This window comes from Brevibacillus aydinogluensis, from assembly GCF_961514395.1.
Taxonomy (GTDB): Bacteria; Bacillota; Bacilli; order Brevibacillales; family Brevibacillaceae; genus Brevibacillus; species Brevibacillus aydinogluensis.
Genome location: NZ_OY569118.1, coordinates 41,977 through 56,137 on the forward strand (window position 1 = coordinate 41,977; position 14,161 = coordinate 56,137).

At 51.4% G+C, this 14,161-nt stretch carries 16 protein-coding genes; 14 read left to right on the forward strand and 2 right to left on the reverse strand.

What is annotated here, in order from left to right:
* Nucleotides 1–35: 35 nt before the first annotated feature.
* Nucleotides 36–824: an MBL fold metallo-hydrolase gene (locus Q7F15_RS00220; protein ID WP_171563933.1), complete on the forward strand. Its 789-nt coding sequence runs from the start codon at nucleotides 36–38 to the stop codon at nucleotides 822–824.
* Nucleotides 825–861: 37 nt separating this feature from the next.
* Here the strand turns inward: Q7F15_RS00220 and Q7F15_RS00225 are convergent, their stop codons facing one another.
* Nucleotides 862–1,074, reverse strand: a complete 213-nt coding sequence (locus Q7F15_RS00225) for a hypothetical protein (RefSeq protein ID WP_171563934.1) — start codon at nucleotides 1,072–1,074, stop codon at nucleotides 862–864.
* A 231-nt stretch (nucleotides 1,075–1,305) separates the two neighbouring features.
* Here Q7F15_RS00225 and Q7F15_RS00230 point away from each other — a divergent pair, with 231 nt between their 5' ends.
* The 8 genes from Q7F15_RS00230 (at nucleotide 1,306) to Q7F15_RS00265 (ending at nucleotide 8,430) form a co-directional block, all read left to right on the forward strand.
* Nucleotides 1,306–2,526 carry a S1C family serine protease gene (locus Q7F15_RS00230; protein WP_171563935.1) on the forward strand — a complete coding sequence of 407 codons (1,221 nt, stop codon included), beginning with the start codon at nucleotides 1,306–1,308 and terminating at the stop codon, nucleotides 2,524–2,526.
* Nucleotides 2,527–2,779: 253 nt separating this feature from the next.
* Nucleotides 2,780–4,222, forward strand: coding sequence for a cardiolipin synthase (gene cls / locus Q7F15_RS00235; RefSeq protein WP_171563936.1), 1,443 nt, complete (start codon nucleotides 2,780–2,782; stop codon nucleotides 4,220–4,222).
* A gap of 164 nt (nucleotides 4,223–4,386) precedes the next feature.
* A complete protein-coding gene (locus Q7F15_RS00240; RefSeq protein WP_171563937.1) occupies nucleotides 4,387–4,656 on the forward strand; it encodes a CxxH/CxxC protein in 270 nt (89 codons plus the stop codon).
* Between the two features lie 3 nt (nucleotides 4,657–4,659).
* The gene (gene rlmH / locus Q7F15_RS00245; protein WP_171563938.1) at nucleotides 4,660–5,139 is read left to right on the forward strand and encodes a 23S rRNA (pseudouridine(1915)-N(3))-methyltransferase RlmH; all 480 of its coding nucleotides are present in this window, start codon (nucleotides 4,660–4,662) and stop codon (nucleotides 5,137–5,139) included.
* A gap of 58 nt (nucleotides 5,140–5,197) precedes the next feature.
* Entirely contained in the window at nucleotides 5,198–6,184 is a 987-nt protein-coding gene (locus Q7F15_RS00250) for a sigma-70 family RNA polymerase sigma factor (RefSeq protein WP_304415549.1), read from the forward strand.
* Nucleotides 6,185–6,258: 74 nt separating this feature from the next.
* Nucleotides 6,259–6,684, forward strand: a complete 426-nt coding sequence (locus Q7F15_RS00255) for an SRPBCC family protein (RefSeq protein WP_212133333.1) — start codon at nucleotides 6,259–6,261, stop codon at nucleotides 6,682–6,684.
* 149 nt (nucleotides 6,685–6,833) lie between these two features.
* Nucleotides 6,834–7,781 (forward strand): helix-turn-helix transcriptional regulator, encoded by a 948-nt coding sequence (locus Q7F15_RS00260; RefSeq protein WP_212133332.1) that lies wholly within the window; start codon nucleotides 6,834–6,836, stop codon nucleotides 7,779–7,781.
* Nucleotides 7,782–7,848: 67 nt separating this feature from the next.
* Entirely contained in the window at nucleotides 7,849–8,430 is a 582-nt protein-coding gene (locus Q7F15_RS00265; protein ID WP_212133331.1) for a DinB family protein, read from the forward strand.
* Nucleotides 8,431–8,655: 225 nt separating this feature from the next.
* On the opposite strand, the gene Q7F15_RS00270 is transcribed toward Q7F15_RS00265, so the two are convergent.
* Nucleotides 8,656–9,651: a YncE family protein gene (locus Q7F15_RS00270; protein WP_304414856.1), complete on the reverse strand. Its 996-nt coding sequence runs from the start codon at nucleotides 9,649–9,651 to the stop codon at nucleotides 8,656–8,658.
* Nucleotides 9,652–10,023: 372 nt separating this feature from the next.
* Between Q7F15_RS00270 and Q7F15_RS00275 the strand changes: the two genes are divergently transcribed.
* The 5 genes from Q7F15_RS00275 (at nucleotide 10,024) to Q7F15_RS00295 (ending at nucleotide 14,018) form a co-directional block, all read left to right on the forward strand.
* Nucleotides 10,024–10,596, forward strand: coding sequence for a delta-aminolevulinic acid dehydratase (locus Q7F15_RS00275; protein WP_171563941.1), 573 nt, complete (start codon nucleotides 10,024–10,026; stop codon nucleotides 10,594–10,596).
* A gap of 273 nt (nucleotides 10,597–10,869) precedes the next feature.
* Nucleotides 10,870–11,808 carry a quinone oxidoreductase family protein gene (locus Q7F15_RS00280; RefSeq protein WP_304414857.1) on the forward strand — a complete coding sequence of 313 codons (939 nt, stop codon included), beginning with the start codon at nucleotides 10,870–10,872 and terminating at the stop codon, nucleotides 11,806–11,808.
* Nucleotides 11,809–11,816: 8 nt separating this feature from the next.
* Nucleotides 11,817–12,251 carry a MarR family winged helix-turn-helix transcriptional regulator gene (locus Q7F15_RS00285; RefSeq protein ID WP_171563943.1) on the forward strand — a complete coding sequence of 145 codons (435 nt, stop codon included), beginning with the start codon at nucleotides 11,817–11,819 and terminating at the stop codon, nucleotides 12,249–12,251.
* A 148-nt stretch (nucleotides 12,252–12,399) separates the two neighbouring features.
* Nucleotides 12,400–12,702: an ArsR/SmtB family transcription factor gene (locus Q7F15_RS00290; protein ID WP_171563944.1), complete on the forward strand. Its 303-nt coding sequence runs from the start codon at nucleotides 12,400–12,402 to the stop codon at nucleotides 12,700–12,702.
* 128 nt (nucleotides 12,703–12,830) lie between these two features.
* The gene (locus tag Q7F15_RS00295; protein ID WP_304414858.1) at nucleotides 12,831–14,018 is read left to right on the forward strand and encodes an MFS transporter; all 1,188 of its coding nucleotides are present in this window, start codon (nucleotides 12,831–12,833) and stop codon (nucleotides 14,016–14,018) included.
* Nucleotides 14,019–14,161: the final 143 nt, after the last annotated feature.

Sequence of the window (14,161 nt, forward strand, 5' to 3'; positions counted from 1 at the left end):
TTGCAACGTGACGTGTGAAGGAAGAGGGATATGCAGTGAGATTCAGTGTTTTGGCAAGCGGCAGCACGGGCAACGCCATCTACGTGGCGACCGACCGTGTTTCCGTGTTGATTGATGTGGGCATTACCGGAAAACAGACAGAGGCGGCCTTGCGGGAGATCGGGGTCAATCCGGGTGAGCTGGATGCCATTCTGGTTACCCATGAGCATGTGGACCATATCAAAGGCATTGGCGTGATGGCCCGCCGCTACAATCTGCCCATTTATGCCAACCAAAAGACGTGGGCCGAACTGGACAAACAGATCGGCACCATCCGGGAAGACCAAAGGTGCTACTTTGAAGTAGGGGAAAAGAAGGAACTGGAGGATTTGGGGATCGAGTCGTTCGGCATTTCCCACGACGCCGCCGAACCGATGGGGTTTTGCTTTTACCACGGCGGAAAAAAACTGAGTATCGCCACTGACCTGGGCTATGTCAGTGATCGGATCAAGCAGACGATTCGCGACGCGGACGCTTACATCTTTGAAGCGAACCACGATGTGGAGATGCTGCGCATGTCGCAGTATCCGTGGAGCATCAAACAGCGGATTTTAAGCGACGTGGGGCATCTCTCCAACGAGGCGGCCGGCGAGGCGCTGGGAGACTTTTTGAGCGGCCGTGCGGAGCGAGTCTACCTCGCCCACCTGAGCAAGGAAAACAACATGATCGATCTGGCGCGGCTCACGGTGAAAAGCGTCCTGGAGGAGCGGGGACTGAAAGTGGGCGACGACGTCCATCTGCGGGAGACCTACCCCGACCGGCCGACCCGATTGGAAGTGCTGTAGACACGCATAGTAACGAATGAGCCGATATTGGCGTGACTCACGGTTCTTGAGGAGCGGGGGAGAGCCGGACGATTTGTTGGATGCGGTGGTGCAGTTTGGCGTCCAACTCGTGCATGCTGCCGATCAGCTCGTCCTTGTTCAGCAGACCCTTGGACTCCAGCAGGTCCACCAACGCGTGCAGCAATAGCGCGTTCTGGTATCCTACATCCTGCAGGTCAGCCAGTTTGGCGATGACGTTTACGTCTTTCATGCCTATCAATCCTTTCTCGCAGCTCTGGGATTTCTCTGTGGAAAGTGTTACCTCCAGCATATCCGCGCCGCTTGCGATTTATGCCGGTTTTACGGTGTCGTTCCACAATCTTTCCATAATTCTCACGCGACTTTGCCGAAAACAGATCGTATACTGAAAGTGTCGCAATCGTATGTATACGTAGGCAAAAAAGCCGCTAAGCTAGTAAGTAGAGAAAGGAGAGCGAGAACCATGGGTTTTTATGATGATATAGCGCATGTGGAGCGTAAAAAGCGGAAGCCGGCGGGGCTCGGGCGGCTGATCATGACGTCGATCACCTCGGCTGTGATCGGCGGGATGGTCGTCCTCTTGATGCTCCCGACCCTCTCCAAATCGGGATACCTCTCCACAGTGGAGAAAGGCACGGCCAATGCCATGACCAATTCAGCGGCCAATCTGTTTACGCAGCCAATTTCCGTCGAGGTCAACACGGCGACGGTGCAGGCCGTGGAAAAAGTGGAAGATGCGGTCGTCGGCGTGATCAACGTCCGCCGGGTGGTCAACTGGTTCAACCAGGAGTCGCTGAAGCGCGATGAAGGATCTGGCGTTGTTTTTGAGAAAAAAGACGGCAAAGCGCACATCATTACCAACAACCACGTGATTGCCAATGCAGAAAGAGTGGAGGTCGTCCTCCCGTCCGGGGACAAGGTGGACGCAAAAGTATTGGGAGCCGACGCGTTTACAGACTTAGCCGTGCTGGAAATCGACGGCTCCAAGGTGACGAAGGTGGCGGAACTGGGCAACTCCAGCACGCTGAAAGTGGGCGAACCGGCGATCGCCATCGGCAACCCGCTTGGCATGGAGTTCTCCCGCACCGTTACACAGGGCATTATCAGTTCGCTGCAGCGCTCCATGCCGATTGACGTGGACAAGGACGGGCAGGATGACTGGGAGCTGGACGTCCTGCAGACGGACGCGGCGATCAACCCGGGGAACAGCGGCGGTGCGCTGGTCAACATCTACGGACAGGTAATCGGAATCAATACGCTGAAGATTTCCCAGGAAGGTATTGAGGGTCTGGGCTTTGCCATCCCGATCAACGACGTGAAGACGATTGTCGCCCAACTGATGCAGTACGGCCAATTGAAACGACCGTATCTGGGCATTGCGCCTTACGATTTGACCAACGTTCCTCGTTATCACTGGAAAGAGACGCTGAATCTGCCGGACAGCGTGAAAGCAGGCGTCGTCATTCGCGACGAAGTGACCAGATTCTCGCCGGCCGGTCAAGCTGGCCTGCGCATGTATGACGTCATCGTCAAGCTGGACGGCAAGGAAATCAACAACGCCGCCCAACTGCGCAAATACCTGACCCTGAACAAGAAGCCGGGTGACAAGATCGAAATCACCTACTACCGGGACGGCTTCCTGAAAACAACGACCGCCACTCTGGGCAATACGCCGGAGCGGTGACGTAGTTCCAACCGGACTGCTCAAGCAACTGCTTCCTAAAAAACCAACAGCACGTTCTTCCCTAACGGGTGTCGACCGGATCGGCACCCGTTTTGCGTGACCATCCGCTCTCCGTAGCCTGCTGCTTGTGACCAAGTGCATGCAGCACCGTACATCGTGTTACAATGAAAGAAATGTGGAGCGAAAAGGAGACACCTTTTGCCCGGTCCACGCACAGACGGGACCGCTTGAGCCAAAGGGACGGATGTGGGATATGGAACTGTTTCAACAAATCGTTTCCCTCTTGACGATTGCCAACCTGCTGCTGGCGGCGATTCTCATCTTTATGGAGAGGCGCAACATTGCCGCCACCTGGGCGTGGCTGATGGTGTTGTTGTTTTTGCCCGGCCTGGGATTCGTGTTTTACCTGCTGTTTGGACAGAAATTGACGAGGCGGAAGCTGTACAGGCTGCGCGAAGGCGAGTTTTCCCGGTTTCAGGAGGCGGTGGAGCAGCAGATGCGGCAGCTGGAAAACGGAACGCTGTCCTTTCGCGATCCGGCCATGCGCGATCATCGGGATATGATCCTGATGAATGCGGCCAGTGACGCCGCGCTGCTGTCCCAAGACAACGCCGTCGAGGTGTTTACCGACGGCAGCAGCCTGTTTGACGCGCTGTTTCAGAGTATCGGCGAAGCGCGTGACCATATCCATATTACGACCTACATCCTTCGCAATGACGAACTGGGCAGACGGCTCATCCGGGCCCTGGCCGACAAGGCGCGGCAGGGAGTGGAGGTTCGACTGCTGTACGACGCGATCGGCTCCCACTTGTCCACTCGCTTCTTCCGACCGCTGGTGAAGGAGGGCGGACAGGTGGCCGCGTTCTTCCCGTCGCGGATTCCCTACGTGAATATCTGGGTCAACTTCCGCAACCATCGGAAAATCGCCGTCATCGACGGCAGGACCGGCTTCATCGGCGGATTCAACATCGGCGACGAGTACCTGGGACTGCACAAACGGCTCGGCTACTGGCGGGACACCCATCTGAAGCTGACCGGCGGTGCCGTTCCCATGCTGCAGGCCCGCTTTTTTCTCGATTGGAACCTGTCCGCGACGCGGCGGATGGAGGAGCGGCCGCGGTACTTCCCCGAACCGATCCCGGCCGGCAGCGTGGGCGTCCAGATCGTGTCCAGCGGTCCCAATTCGGAAAAGCAGCAAATCAAGCACGGCTACCTGAAAATGATCTACAAGGCAAGAAAGCGCATCTATGTGCAGACACCTTACCTGATCCCGGACGACAGCTTGCTGACGGCCTTGAAGATGGCGGCCATGTCCGGGGTCGACGTCCGGGTCATGATCCCCGGCCGCGCCGACCACAAACTGGTTTACTGGGCGTCCCAATCCTACATCGGCGAACTGTTGAAGAGCGGCGTCCGCTGCTTCCGGTACGACAAGGGCTTCCTGCACGCCAAAATGATGGTCGTCGACGGCGAAATCGCCTCGGTCGGCAGTGCCAACCTGGACATTCGCAGCTTCAAGATCAATTTTGAGACGAATGCCTTTCTGTTTGATACGGATTTGGCCACCCATCTGGAACAGATTTTCCGTCAGGACCTGGCCGTCTGTACGGAAGTGACCTTGGAGGCGTACGAGCAGCGGCCGGTTGTCGTCCGCCTGAAAGAGTCGCTGACGCGGCTGCTGTCGCCGATTCTGTAGGAAAGGCGGGCGGGATTCCGGACCACACCTGGCGATCCGGCCGCCCGCCTCCTTTCTTGGGTACTCGCAAAGGTGTTTTTCCGGAACGGACAGCGTCATTTGACCTTTCCTGGAACTGGGGTAGAATAAGGACGGGTAACGAACAGGAAAAGGAGCGGAAACACATGGAGCAGAAGACCAGAAACACAAACGAACAGCCTACCGCACAAACGATCCGCATCGCGGGAACAGAGGTGGAACTGCATCCGGCACACCCGGTGCGGTTTGCCTGCATGGAGCACGTCGACCAGGAGATCGACGAGTACGTGGATCAATTTGAGGCGGCGCCGGATACGTATCGGGCCGAGGAAGTGGAAGGCGGCCCCCTGGACAAGCGCTGCCGGGTGTGCGGTGCCGAGGGCAAAATTGCTCTCCTGCGCGTGAAAGGAATGTAGCCCATGAACATTACCGTGGTCGCCGTGGGCAAGCTGAAAGAAAAATACCTGCGTGAAGGAATCAATGAATACAGCAAGCGCCTCTCCGCCTACTGCAAGCTGCAGGTGGTGGAGGTGGCCGACGAAAAAGCGCCGGAAGTGCTCAGCGAAGTCGAGATGGAGCAGGTGAAGCGCAAGGAGGGCGAGCGCATCCTCGCCCAGCTCAAACCAGATCAGTACGTGATCGCGCTCGCCATCGAAGGGCAGATGTGGTCGTCCGAGAAGCTGGCCAGCGAGCTGGACCGCCTGGCCACGTACGGCAAAAGCCAGGTGGCGTTTGTCATCGGCGGCTCGCTGGGCCTCTCGCCGGAGGTGCTGAAGCGGGCGGACGTGCTGCTGTCGTTTTCTAAGATGACGTTTCCCCATCAACTGGTGCGGTTGATCCTGCTGGAGCAGGTGTATCGGGCGTATCGGATCAACCGCGGAGAGCCTTACCACAAGTAACGGAAGCGGTTACGATGAAGTAACCAGATTATCGAATGTAGCATGGACCTAGATCGTCATCAGGCAATCACTCAAAAGGAGGCCTAAGATGAACGAATCCTCACTTGATCTTGAACTCTTTGAGAAGTTAAAGCCGGAGTTGACATCGTTCTGCTATAGGATGTTGGGATCGATCGTAGACGCGGATGATGCAGTTCAGGAAACCTACATTCGCGCTTGGCGGAGTTGGGATTCATTCAGACAACAATCTTCGCGCAAAACGTGGATCTACCGCATCGCGTCAAACGTATGTATAGACAAGCTGAGGCAAGCCAAACGCCGTGCCCTTCCTGTTGACATATTTGACCCGGCTGTTTCGATCATCGAGCCTCGCGAGACGTTGCCTGAATCGTCATGGATCTGGCCTGCTCCAGATTTTGCAGGTGACCCGGAACATGTTGTGCTGCGGAAAGATACGCTTCAACTTTGCTTTCTTGCCCTTCTGCAAACACTACCTCCCCGTCAACGTGCAGTACTTATTTTGAAGGATGTATTCGAGTGGTCTGCAAGGCAGATTGCGGAGGCGCTAGGGATAACACCTGCAGCCGTTAACAGTGCCTTGCAAAGAGCGAGAGAGACGATGGACCGGGCCGAGCTTCGCTCCGAAGAGCTCTGCATGATGGATGCTGAACCGGACCAAGAGCTGCTCTCGCGGTATGTGGATGCTTTTGAACAATTTGATATTGATGCGCTGGTGGCGTTGTTTCATGAAGACGGGTGCCTGTCCATGCCGCCTTTCGAGATGTGGGTCCGCGGCAAGGACAATCTGTTCAAGTTTTTTACCGCAACTCGTTGGCATTGCGAAGGCTCCCGACTATTGCCGATTACGGTGAATGGCGGTTATCCTGCATTTGCGCAATATATGCCAAGTGACAATAAGTCCGTCCTGGTTCCCTGGGGCATTCATGTTCTGGTAATAAAAGAGGGTAAAATTTTGCACACCCAAAATTTTATTCACGCAAAATTATTTACTCGCTTTGGGCTTCCCGAACAAATACACCGATGAATTTCAGAAGCTTATTTCGTCTAATGATATGAGAAACAAAAATCCGATTCTGATGAAATGAGGTGTACGTTAAAATGGGAACCAGCAAACCAAAGAAAGCAACCGTACGGGCAGTCATTCAGGCGCCGGTGGAAAAGGTCTGGAAGTATTGGACCGAGCCGGAACACATCACGAAGTGGAATCAGGCTTCGGATGATTGGCATGCGCCAAGAGCGGAAAATGATTTGCGGGTCGGCGGCAAGTTTGTTACCAGGATGGAAGCGAAAGATGGCAGTATGGGCTTTGATTTTGGGGGAACATACGATGTCGTGAAATTACATGAGGAAATCTCATACACAATGGGGGATGGGAGAAAAGTTGAGATCATCTTCACTGCCCGAGGAAACGAAACCGAGGTCGTCGAAACGTTCGATGCGGAAGACATTCACCCCGTTGAGTATCAGCAAGCAGGCTGGCAATCGATTCTGGACAATTTTAAAAAATATACGGAAACTCACTAATATCTGCTGGCGTCCAATCGGGCGCCATTCTTATTTGCTTTGGTGTGACACGCTGAGGCATATCACAAGTGATTGTAAAGCGGAAAATGGAACCGGCTCAACCTGTATTTGATGCCCTATTGAAATTTGAAAAAAAGGAAGCGGTCGATGTGAAGAAAACTGATCGGATGTTGGCCATCGTGATTGAGCTGCAGCGTAAAGGCGTGCTGCGCGCTGAGGATTTGGCTTGCAAGTTCGAGACGAGTATCCGCACGATTTACCGTGACATTCAGGCGCTAAGCGAAGCGGGTGTTCCGGTAGCCGGTGCGCCGGGAATAGGCTACTCCTTAATGGAGGGCTATTTTCTTCCTCCTGTCAGCTTTACAGAGGAAGAAGCGGTAGCGCTGCTCATCGGAGCTGATTTCGTAAAAATGGGGCTGGATGCTGAGTACGCCGCGAAGGCCCGCAGTGCGAAAGAGAAGATCGAGGCGATTTTACCGGAGAAAGTACGAAAGGAGACCGAACGGATCAGATCGACGATTCGACTGCTGAATGAAAAAGGGTCGAAAGTGCGCGGGCAGGAAAAGGAGACGTTCGAACAGTTGCGCCAGGCGATTCTGCGGAAGCGCAAGATCCGTTTCCGCTACTCCAAAAACTTGCCGGGTCCGGACGGAAATCGCCATAGCGAACGAACGGTTGATCCTTACGGGCTTGTTTTTTCCAAAGGGGTGTGGATCCTTGTTGCGTTCTGTGAGCTGAGGCAGGACATCCGGCACTTTCGGCTGTCTCGCATAAAAGAGCTTGTTGTACTGGAAGACTCGTTCAGAATCGTTCCGGGTTTTAGCTTTCAGGATCATCGGCCGATAGACGATCGAAATGTGACGGTCCGCATGTTGGTGGACCATGCCATCGCGGATCGGGTTCAGGAATCGGACAATTTCTACATGGAGTCGTTCGAGCCGGGAGAAGAAGGCTGGCTGGCGACGTTTCGCGTCCGGCGGGTGGAGGACCTCCTTCAATGGACGCTCGGATGGGGTGCAGCGGTGCGTGTGCTGGAACCGGAATCGCTGCGCGAACAGGTGCGCGAAGAAATCAAAAAAATGATCGAACGCTACTGACAAACTGTTGTCAGTAGCGTTTTTGTATGCTGGATTCAACTAAAGCTGAAAGGAGCCGGGTTTGGCGATGGATACGAAAGAGACGTTGAGCAAATTTGAGGAGACTGTCAGCGGTTATATGCGAGAATTGGATGGCTTGACTCTTGAACAACTGCTTTGGAAGCCGGCGGAGGACGAATGGTCGCTTGGTCAGATGTACATGCACCTGATCCGTTCCGCGCAATTGCATTTGAGGAACGTCGCATTGTGCCTTGAACCGGGAGGCAGCCCGGAAGTCTCACAGGCGGGAAAGACGAAGTGGGGAGAGGATCTGTTCAAGGGGGAGAGCTTCCCGCCTGAGCGAATCCAACTCCCCCCGTCCCCGCAATATACGCCGCCGCAACCGGAGAGCAAGGAACAACTTGTCGCCGGATTGCAGGATACGCTGCGTCGAATGGTCGAGATTGAACCCATAGTAGCGTCGGTGTTTGATCCGGTTGCCCAGAGGCAATCAGAACCGGGTAAGGAGATCGTTCGAAATACGGTTCTCCATCCGCGATTTGGCGGATTAAACGCGTTGGAATGGTTTCGGCTTATCGAGATGCATTATCGCCATCATTTACTCCAAAAGCAGCACCTGTGCGACGCTTGGAGGGAAGCTCATGGATGAGCCCGGAATGGAAAGCGGAAAGCCTTCTTACTGGATAGGCGTAGCTTCGAAGTCGCATGTGCAGCGGGCGGTTAGTGTGGCAAACGGAATTGGGGCTACTCGTTCCGTATCAGCCACTTTGCGATAAGCGTGAAGCTTTCTTGATGATCGCGAAAGCAATGCAAGCGGCCATCCAATAAAGGATGGCCATGCCTTTTAAAATGACATTTAGGTACGATCCCGGAACTAATTTTTCACCCCATTTTCTGTTACAACAGTATTTGAAAGTAATCCGTTAAAAGGTTTCTTTTCTTTGATTTCCAGAGAATCCGACGATAACACAAATAATGAATCCTCTACGGAGGAGGATAAGATTAATTCATGGTTCGTTATATGAAAATCGTCGGCAAGCAGCGGAATGGAATGACTAGTTACAGATTTCGTATTTGTATCAACGATAGTTAGTATCCTTCCAAAGAAGCTGGTGATGTCAAAATGAAGAATATACAATTTGTCTTTGAATAACTTCAGTTTATATGGAGCTGGAGGCACTTTTACATGTGATAATTTTTCCAGTGTATCCGCTCTGTAAATTACCAAATTTGTATGCCTTGGATTAAATAATCCAACGTACACGTTTTTATCATCGGCGTCAAGGGAGCGTGCCGCTTGCCCATCCAGATTGATTGTGAGTGTTTTATATGTTATCAAATCAATTTTGTGGAGATAGCTATCCTGTTCGTTTAACATTTCATTTGCTGTAACATATAAACGATCGTTGTGAAACACTGCGTTTGTTATTAATCCCTTAAGACTTATTGTTTTGATGATGTTCATTGATTCATTATTGATGATAACAACTTTTCCGTTTACCCCATCCTCAACACAAAGAACAGCAGTGAAATTGTTATCCGAATGAACTACTCTGATTGGAGAAGGTAGGTCATTATACGTATAGACGATTTTGTTCCCCTGAAGCACATATACTTGGTTTCCACCTTCTTCTATGGGCACCCACATCCGACTATTTTTATCAATTGATAAATGGGTTGACAGCCCACGGATTTTCTTTTGAACATGATTTGACATGGAAGAGACAATAACATTGTTTCCATATTTCTTTAGCCCGTAATTCTTTTCTTCTGCAGGATTGATGGCGTAATCTTTGTTTGTATCATTTAGCCATAAATAGAAAATCACCACCCCCAGTATCAAAATGATCATATTCTTACATTTCTTCACGTCGAACTCATCCTTTCAACAAATAAAGGCAAAAAGAAGGATAACATCTGTTTGTTTCCTTCTTTTTGCTGTGGGGGTTTTTACCTCAATTGTCTTGTTATAAATATTTTTCCGTTTCCTTCGCTTATTCTTTTGTAATTTTACCACCTGCTGGATTTCTGTCAATTTCAGTAAACAGTCCTTATCGATAATTGCACTTATGTATCGCCTATAGGTAAAATATAAGAAATGTTAAAAAAGGAGATTTCTTCAATGAGTTTGATTCGGGATCAGATGTAACGAATAGCCTTTCGCCCCAAAGCCCGAGGACCTCCATATGATTCTACTCTATATCTTAATGCAAAAAATTGAGAGCATATGGAGGATGAAAAGATGAGTAAGCCTGTAATGAACGTAGCATTGGTATGCGGACCTGATTGCGATATGGAAGTCCACGCAATCCGAGCTACTCTGGAGTATTTTGGTGCAAGAGTGTTTACGTATTGGGTCGGCAGACCATATGATCTGATTGATATTCTGTCCGGTAAGGATCTGTATCCGAATACGGATACGATCGTTCTTTGCTTTCATGGCGAGGAAGGCCAATTGATTATGCCAGAGCTGGAAGAAAGCGTCTATGAACCAGGAGAACCCAAGGGTAACTTTGGGCCGGAGGAGATCAGACGATTTGCCAGACTGGCAGGGAAAACAGTAATCAGCACAGGGTGCTCAGCAGGAAACGTAGAGACGGCACAAGCATTTCTCGACAGCGGTTGCGAAATCTATATTGGGCCCAATGATTATCCGGATGGAAATGACGCGCTCATGTTTGTGCTGAGGCTTTTCTACGATCTCATTCAGAACAATCGAAGCGTAAAGGAAGCTTTCCAAAACGCCAAGTCTCTGGACGCGGAGATGGATATGTTTCAGCTATATGAAAACGCGCAGCAATCTGGTAGAAAATGAGACGTGTGTAGATCAATAGCTTGCCGAAGATTGCAGATAAACTCCCTCGCCGAACAATCGGCGGGGGAGTTTTATCTTGTGCCACGGGTGTAAGCAGCGCAGGTGTCGCTCGCATACATGGTTAAAATTGTACGGCCCCTTGCCCAGGAGCTGTCTTCACATTGGGCAGAAAAATATGTGCATCATGCACATATTTCGTGCTATACTCAATTATGTGCAAAACGCACATAATTTGAGCGAAAGAAGGGTGAAATTACGATGAGGGCAGCGATCGTGAAGGAGAAGGGAACACCTCCTGTACTGGGCCATTTTGATCCCCCCGTTGTGACAGAGGGGCACGTTGTCGTTAACGTTTCGGCAGCAGCCTTGAGTCGAGTGAGTAAGTTCCGTTCACTCGGCATGCATTACTCCTCTGAAGGTAACTTTCCAATGGTGGCCGGTATGGATGGCGTTGGGACCTTGGAAGATGGGACTCGTGTCTACTTTGCAATGCCTGCATGGCCTTATGGCAGTTTGGCTGAACAAACCATGGTGAGTGAAAAGCTGATTGTCCATTTGCCGGACGGTGTTGATGACGTAACTGCGGCCGCGATAGCCAACCCGGCGATGTCATCATGGGCGGCGTTGGTATTTCGAGCGGGCTTCAAGTCCGGGCAAACGGTTTTGATTAATGGAGCCACGGGGGCATCAGGCAGCTTGGCGGTTCAGATAGCCAAGGGGCTGGGAGCCAGGAAGATTATTGCAACCGGGCGCAGTGAAGCGAAATTACAAGCGCTTGAAGCCGATACAGTCATTTCATTTGATATGACAGCAGAGAACGGACAAACCAGCTTTGAACATGCTCTCATGCCCGTTATGGCTGAAGGCGTTGATGTTGTATTGGATTACCTTTGGGGCGACAGTGCAATCGCCATCATGTCAGCTGTTGCCAAGGTAAATACGGATCGTGCAACCCGCTTCGTGAGCATTGGCACTGCATCTGGTCAAGAAAGCATACCGTTGCCTTCATCAATTCTGCGTGCATCAACCATTGAACTGGCAGGCAGCGGGGGCAAGAGCGTTTCGAAAGCAGATATGTTGTCTGCGGCAAAAGGGGTTTTTGAGATGGCAGCCGCGGGCAAATTAACCATTTCCACAACGGAGTTTGCTTTGGAAGATATCGAAGCTGCTTGGAACGCTCCATTGACGCCCCGCCCGGTGGTTACGGTATAATAAATTGCATGGAACATGAAATTTTTAAAGCGCTGATCGATATCGTTTCCCTTCTCAATCGGCCGGATCGTGATCTGAAAATGATTGCCAAGGCCGGTGTGAATCTGGAGGCTGCTGCCTTCCGCGTCCTGGTTGGGATCGCCCATCTCCAATCAACGAGTGTTGGAGAATTGGCTGCCATGATGGGGAAAAGTTATTCGAGTGTCAGTCGGCAAATTGACAAGTTGGAGAATGCCGGGTTGGTTCATACGTATCCGTCACGTTCGGATTCGCGCATACGCGTGTCTGAATTGACAAAACACGGGGAGGAAATCATTGCAATCATCAACCGTACCCGTGAGCGCATGATGCAAGAGGCTTTGGCTGAATGGACTCCGGAGGATAAAGAAAGCTTGTTGATGAATTTAAGACGTCTATACCAAACGATGAAGCGGCTAGACTAGCTCCTCTTGTGCAAATCGTGATGCAAGACAGCCCTTGTTGCGGATGAAGGTCCGTTACAGGGGCTGTTTTTTTGCTGCCGGCTTTGTTGACCCGCCTGTGTGCTTGAGTGATATTGACATATCGAAAAATGTAGATATAATAAAAGCCATGGATCCAATTGAAGTATTCAAGGCGTTGTCGAACGAGTCGAGGTTACAGATTTTACAGTGGCTGAAGGAGCCCGAAAAACATTTTGTGCCCCACGAAGGAGTGGATATGAGGGAAGTCGGGGTGTGTGTCAGTCAAGTGACGGAGAAGTTGAACATGACACAGTCGACGGTTTCGCAGTATTTGTCCATTCTGCAGCGGGCCGGACTGATTCGAACCAATCGGATCGGCAAATACACGTACTACAAACGAAACGAAGAGAAAATAAAAGAAATAGCTGATTACTTACATCAGACGCTCTAGTCTGAACTGAATACCTCAACCGTATTCAGTTTTTATTTGGCCAAACAAATCGACATATCGCGATATGTATATTCGATAAAAGTTGTTGCATTGGTACCTATTCGAACAAAAAAGGAGAAGTGAACGCAATGTCTAACACGTGGAGAGTCTATTTATTGGCGTTGGTCACTTTTTTGGTGGGGACATCCGAGTATGTTATTTCCGGCATCCTGGATAAGATCTCGAATACGATGGGGATTTCCGTTACTTCTGCGGGGCAGTTGGTCACGATCTTTTCACTTGTGTACGCCATCGGCACCCCGATCCTGATGGCGTTGACGGCGAAGGTGGAAAGGCAAAAACTGCTGGTTTGGGCGATGGGTGCCTTCGTAATCGGGAACATTCTCTCTTTCGTTTTGTCTGGCTATGCATCGTTTCTCGCGGCTCGCGTCATCATGGCTCTGGGCGCGGGAATGGTTGTGGTAACCGCTTTGGACATCGCCGCGAAAATTGCTGTCCCAGGCAAACAAGCCAGCGCGATTGCTACCGTGGTCATGGGCTTTACCGCTTCCCTGATTATCGGCGTGCCTCTTGGACGTATCGTTGCAGCACAATTCGGATGGCAGTCTGTTTTTGGCATATTGGCACTGGCCGGTCTGGTGGCGATGTTCATCCTGTATGCCATCCTCCCCCGAGTTCAGGGAGATAAACCGATGCCGCTGTCCAAGCAACTGGCCTTCCTGAAAAACGGAAACGTAGCGCTGGGGCTTACGATTACCTTTTTCTGGCTCGGCGGATACTCGGTCGCCTACACCTACATTTCACCGTATCTGCTGGATGTGGCTGGATTGAAAGAAGGAATGCTGAGCGGAGTGCTGTTGGCGTTCGGCATCGCTAGCCTGGTCGGTTCCAAATTCGGCGGCTTCAGTGCGGACAAATGGGGGGTATTCCCGACGCTGTCAGGGGGAATGCTCTTGCATGTCATAGCGCTGCTTCTCCTCTCGCTAACCGTTACCTACACGCACTCGTGGCTGCCTATTGTCATCCTTCTGATCTTGTGGTCGTTTTCGGCATGGTCTTCCGGTCCAACGCAACAAGTCAATCTGGTGCGGATTGAACCGAATTATTCGGGAATCATGCTGAGCCTGAACCAATCCATGATGCAGCTGTCCATGGCTGCGGGTGCTGCAATCGGAGGCGTTATAGTCGACCGGGTGTCTCTGTCATCCATTACATGGGCGGGGATGGTCGGAGTCGCGATTGCGATCGTGGTGGTGTCGTTCTTGAGGATGCGAATGAGTGCCGGCAGTCAAGGTGCCGGACAGTATCCTGGATGAAGTCTAAATGACTGTAGTGCATCATCTTCTGGTTTTCGGAAGATGATGCATTTTAACTACATGACGCGAGGATGCGGATAAGTGGTGGTGGAAGCAAAATAGTTTACAACATTTATTCGCATGGTTCGTCTCTGATCCCGGAA

Bases quoted from the DNA above. Each gene is read 5' to 3' on its own strand.
- Q7F15_RS00255 (WP_212133333.1), top strand. From the start codon at position 6,259: ATGGGAACCAGCAAACCAAAGAAAGCAACCGTACGGGCAGTCATTCAG.
- Q7F15_RS00230 (WP_171563935.1), top strand. From the start codon at position 1,306: ATGGGTTTTTATGATGATATAGCGCATGTGGAGCGTAAAAAGCGGAAG.
- Q7F15_RS00265 (WP_212133331.1), top strand. From the start codon at position 7,849: ATGGATACGAAAGAGACGTTGAGCAAATTTGAGGAGACTGTCAGCGGT.
- rlmH (WP_171563938.1), top strand. From the start codon at position 4,660: ATGAACATTACCGTGGTCGCCGTGGGCAAGCTGAAAGAAAAATACCTG.
- Q7F15_RS00285 (WP_171563943.1), top strand. From the start codon at position 11,817: ATGGAACATGAAATTTTTAAAGCGCTGATCGATATCGTTTCCCTTCTC.
- Q7F15_RS00225 (WP_171563934.1), bottom strand. From the start codon at position 1,074: ATGAAAGACGTAAACGTCATCGCCAAACTGGCTGACCTGCAGGATGTA.
- cls (WP_171563936.1), top strand. From the start codon at position 2,780: ATGGAACTGTTTCAACAAATCGTTTCCCTCTTGACGATTGCCAACCTG.
- Q7F15_RS00275 (WP_171563941.1), top strand. From the start codon at position 10,024: ATGAGTAAGCCTGTAATGAACGTAGCATTGGTATGCGGACCTGATTGC.
- Q7F15_RS00295 (WP_304414858.1), top strand. From the start codon at position 12,831: ATGTCTAACACGTGGAGAGTCTATTTATTGGCGTTGGTCACTTTTTTG.
- Q7F15_RS00240 (WP_171563937.1), top strand. From the start codon at position 4,387: ATGGAGCAGAAGACCAGAAACACAAACGAACAGCCTACCGCACAAACG.
- Q7F15_RS00290 (WP_171563944.1), top strand. From the start codon at position 12,400: ATGGATCCAATTGAAGTATTCAAGGCGTTGTCGAACGAGTCGAGGTTA.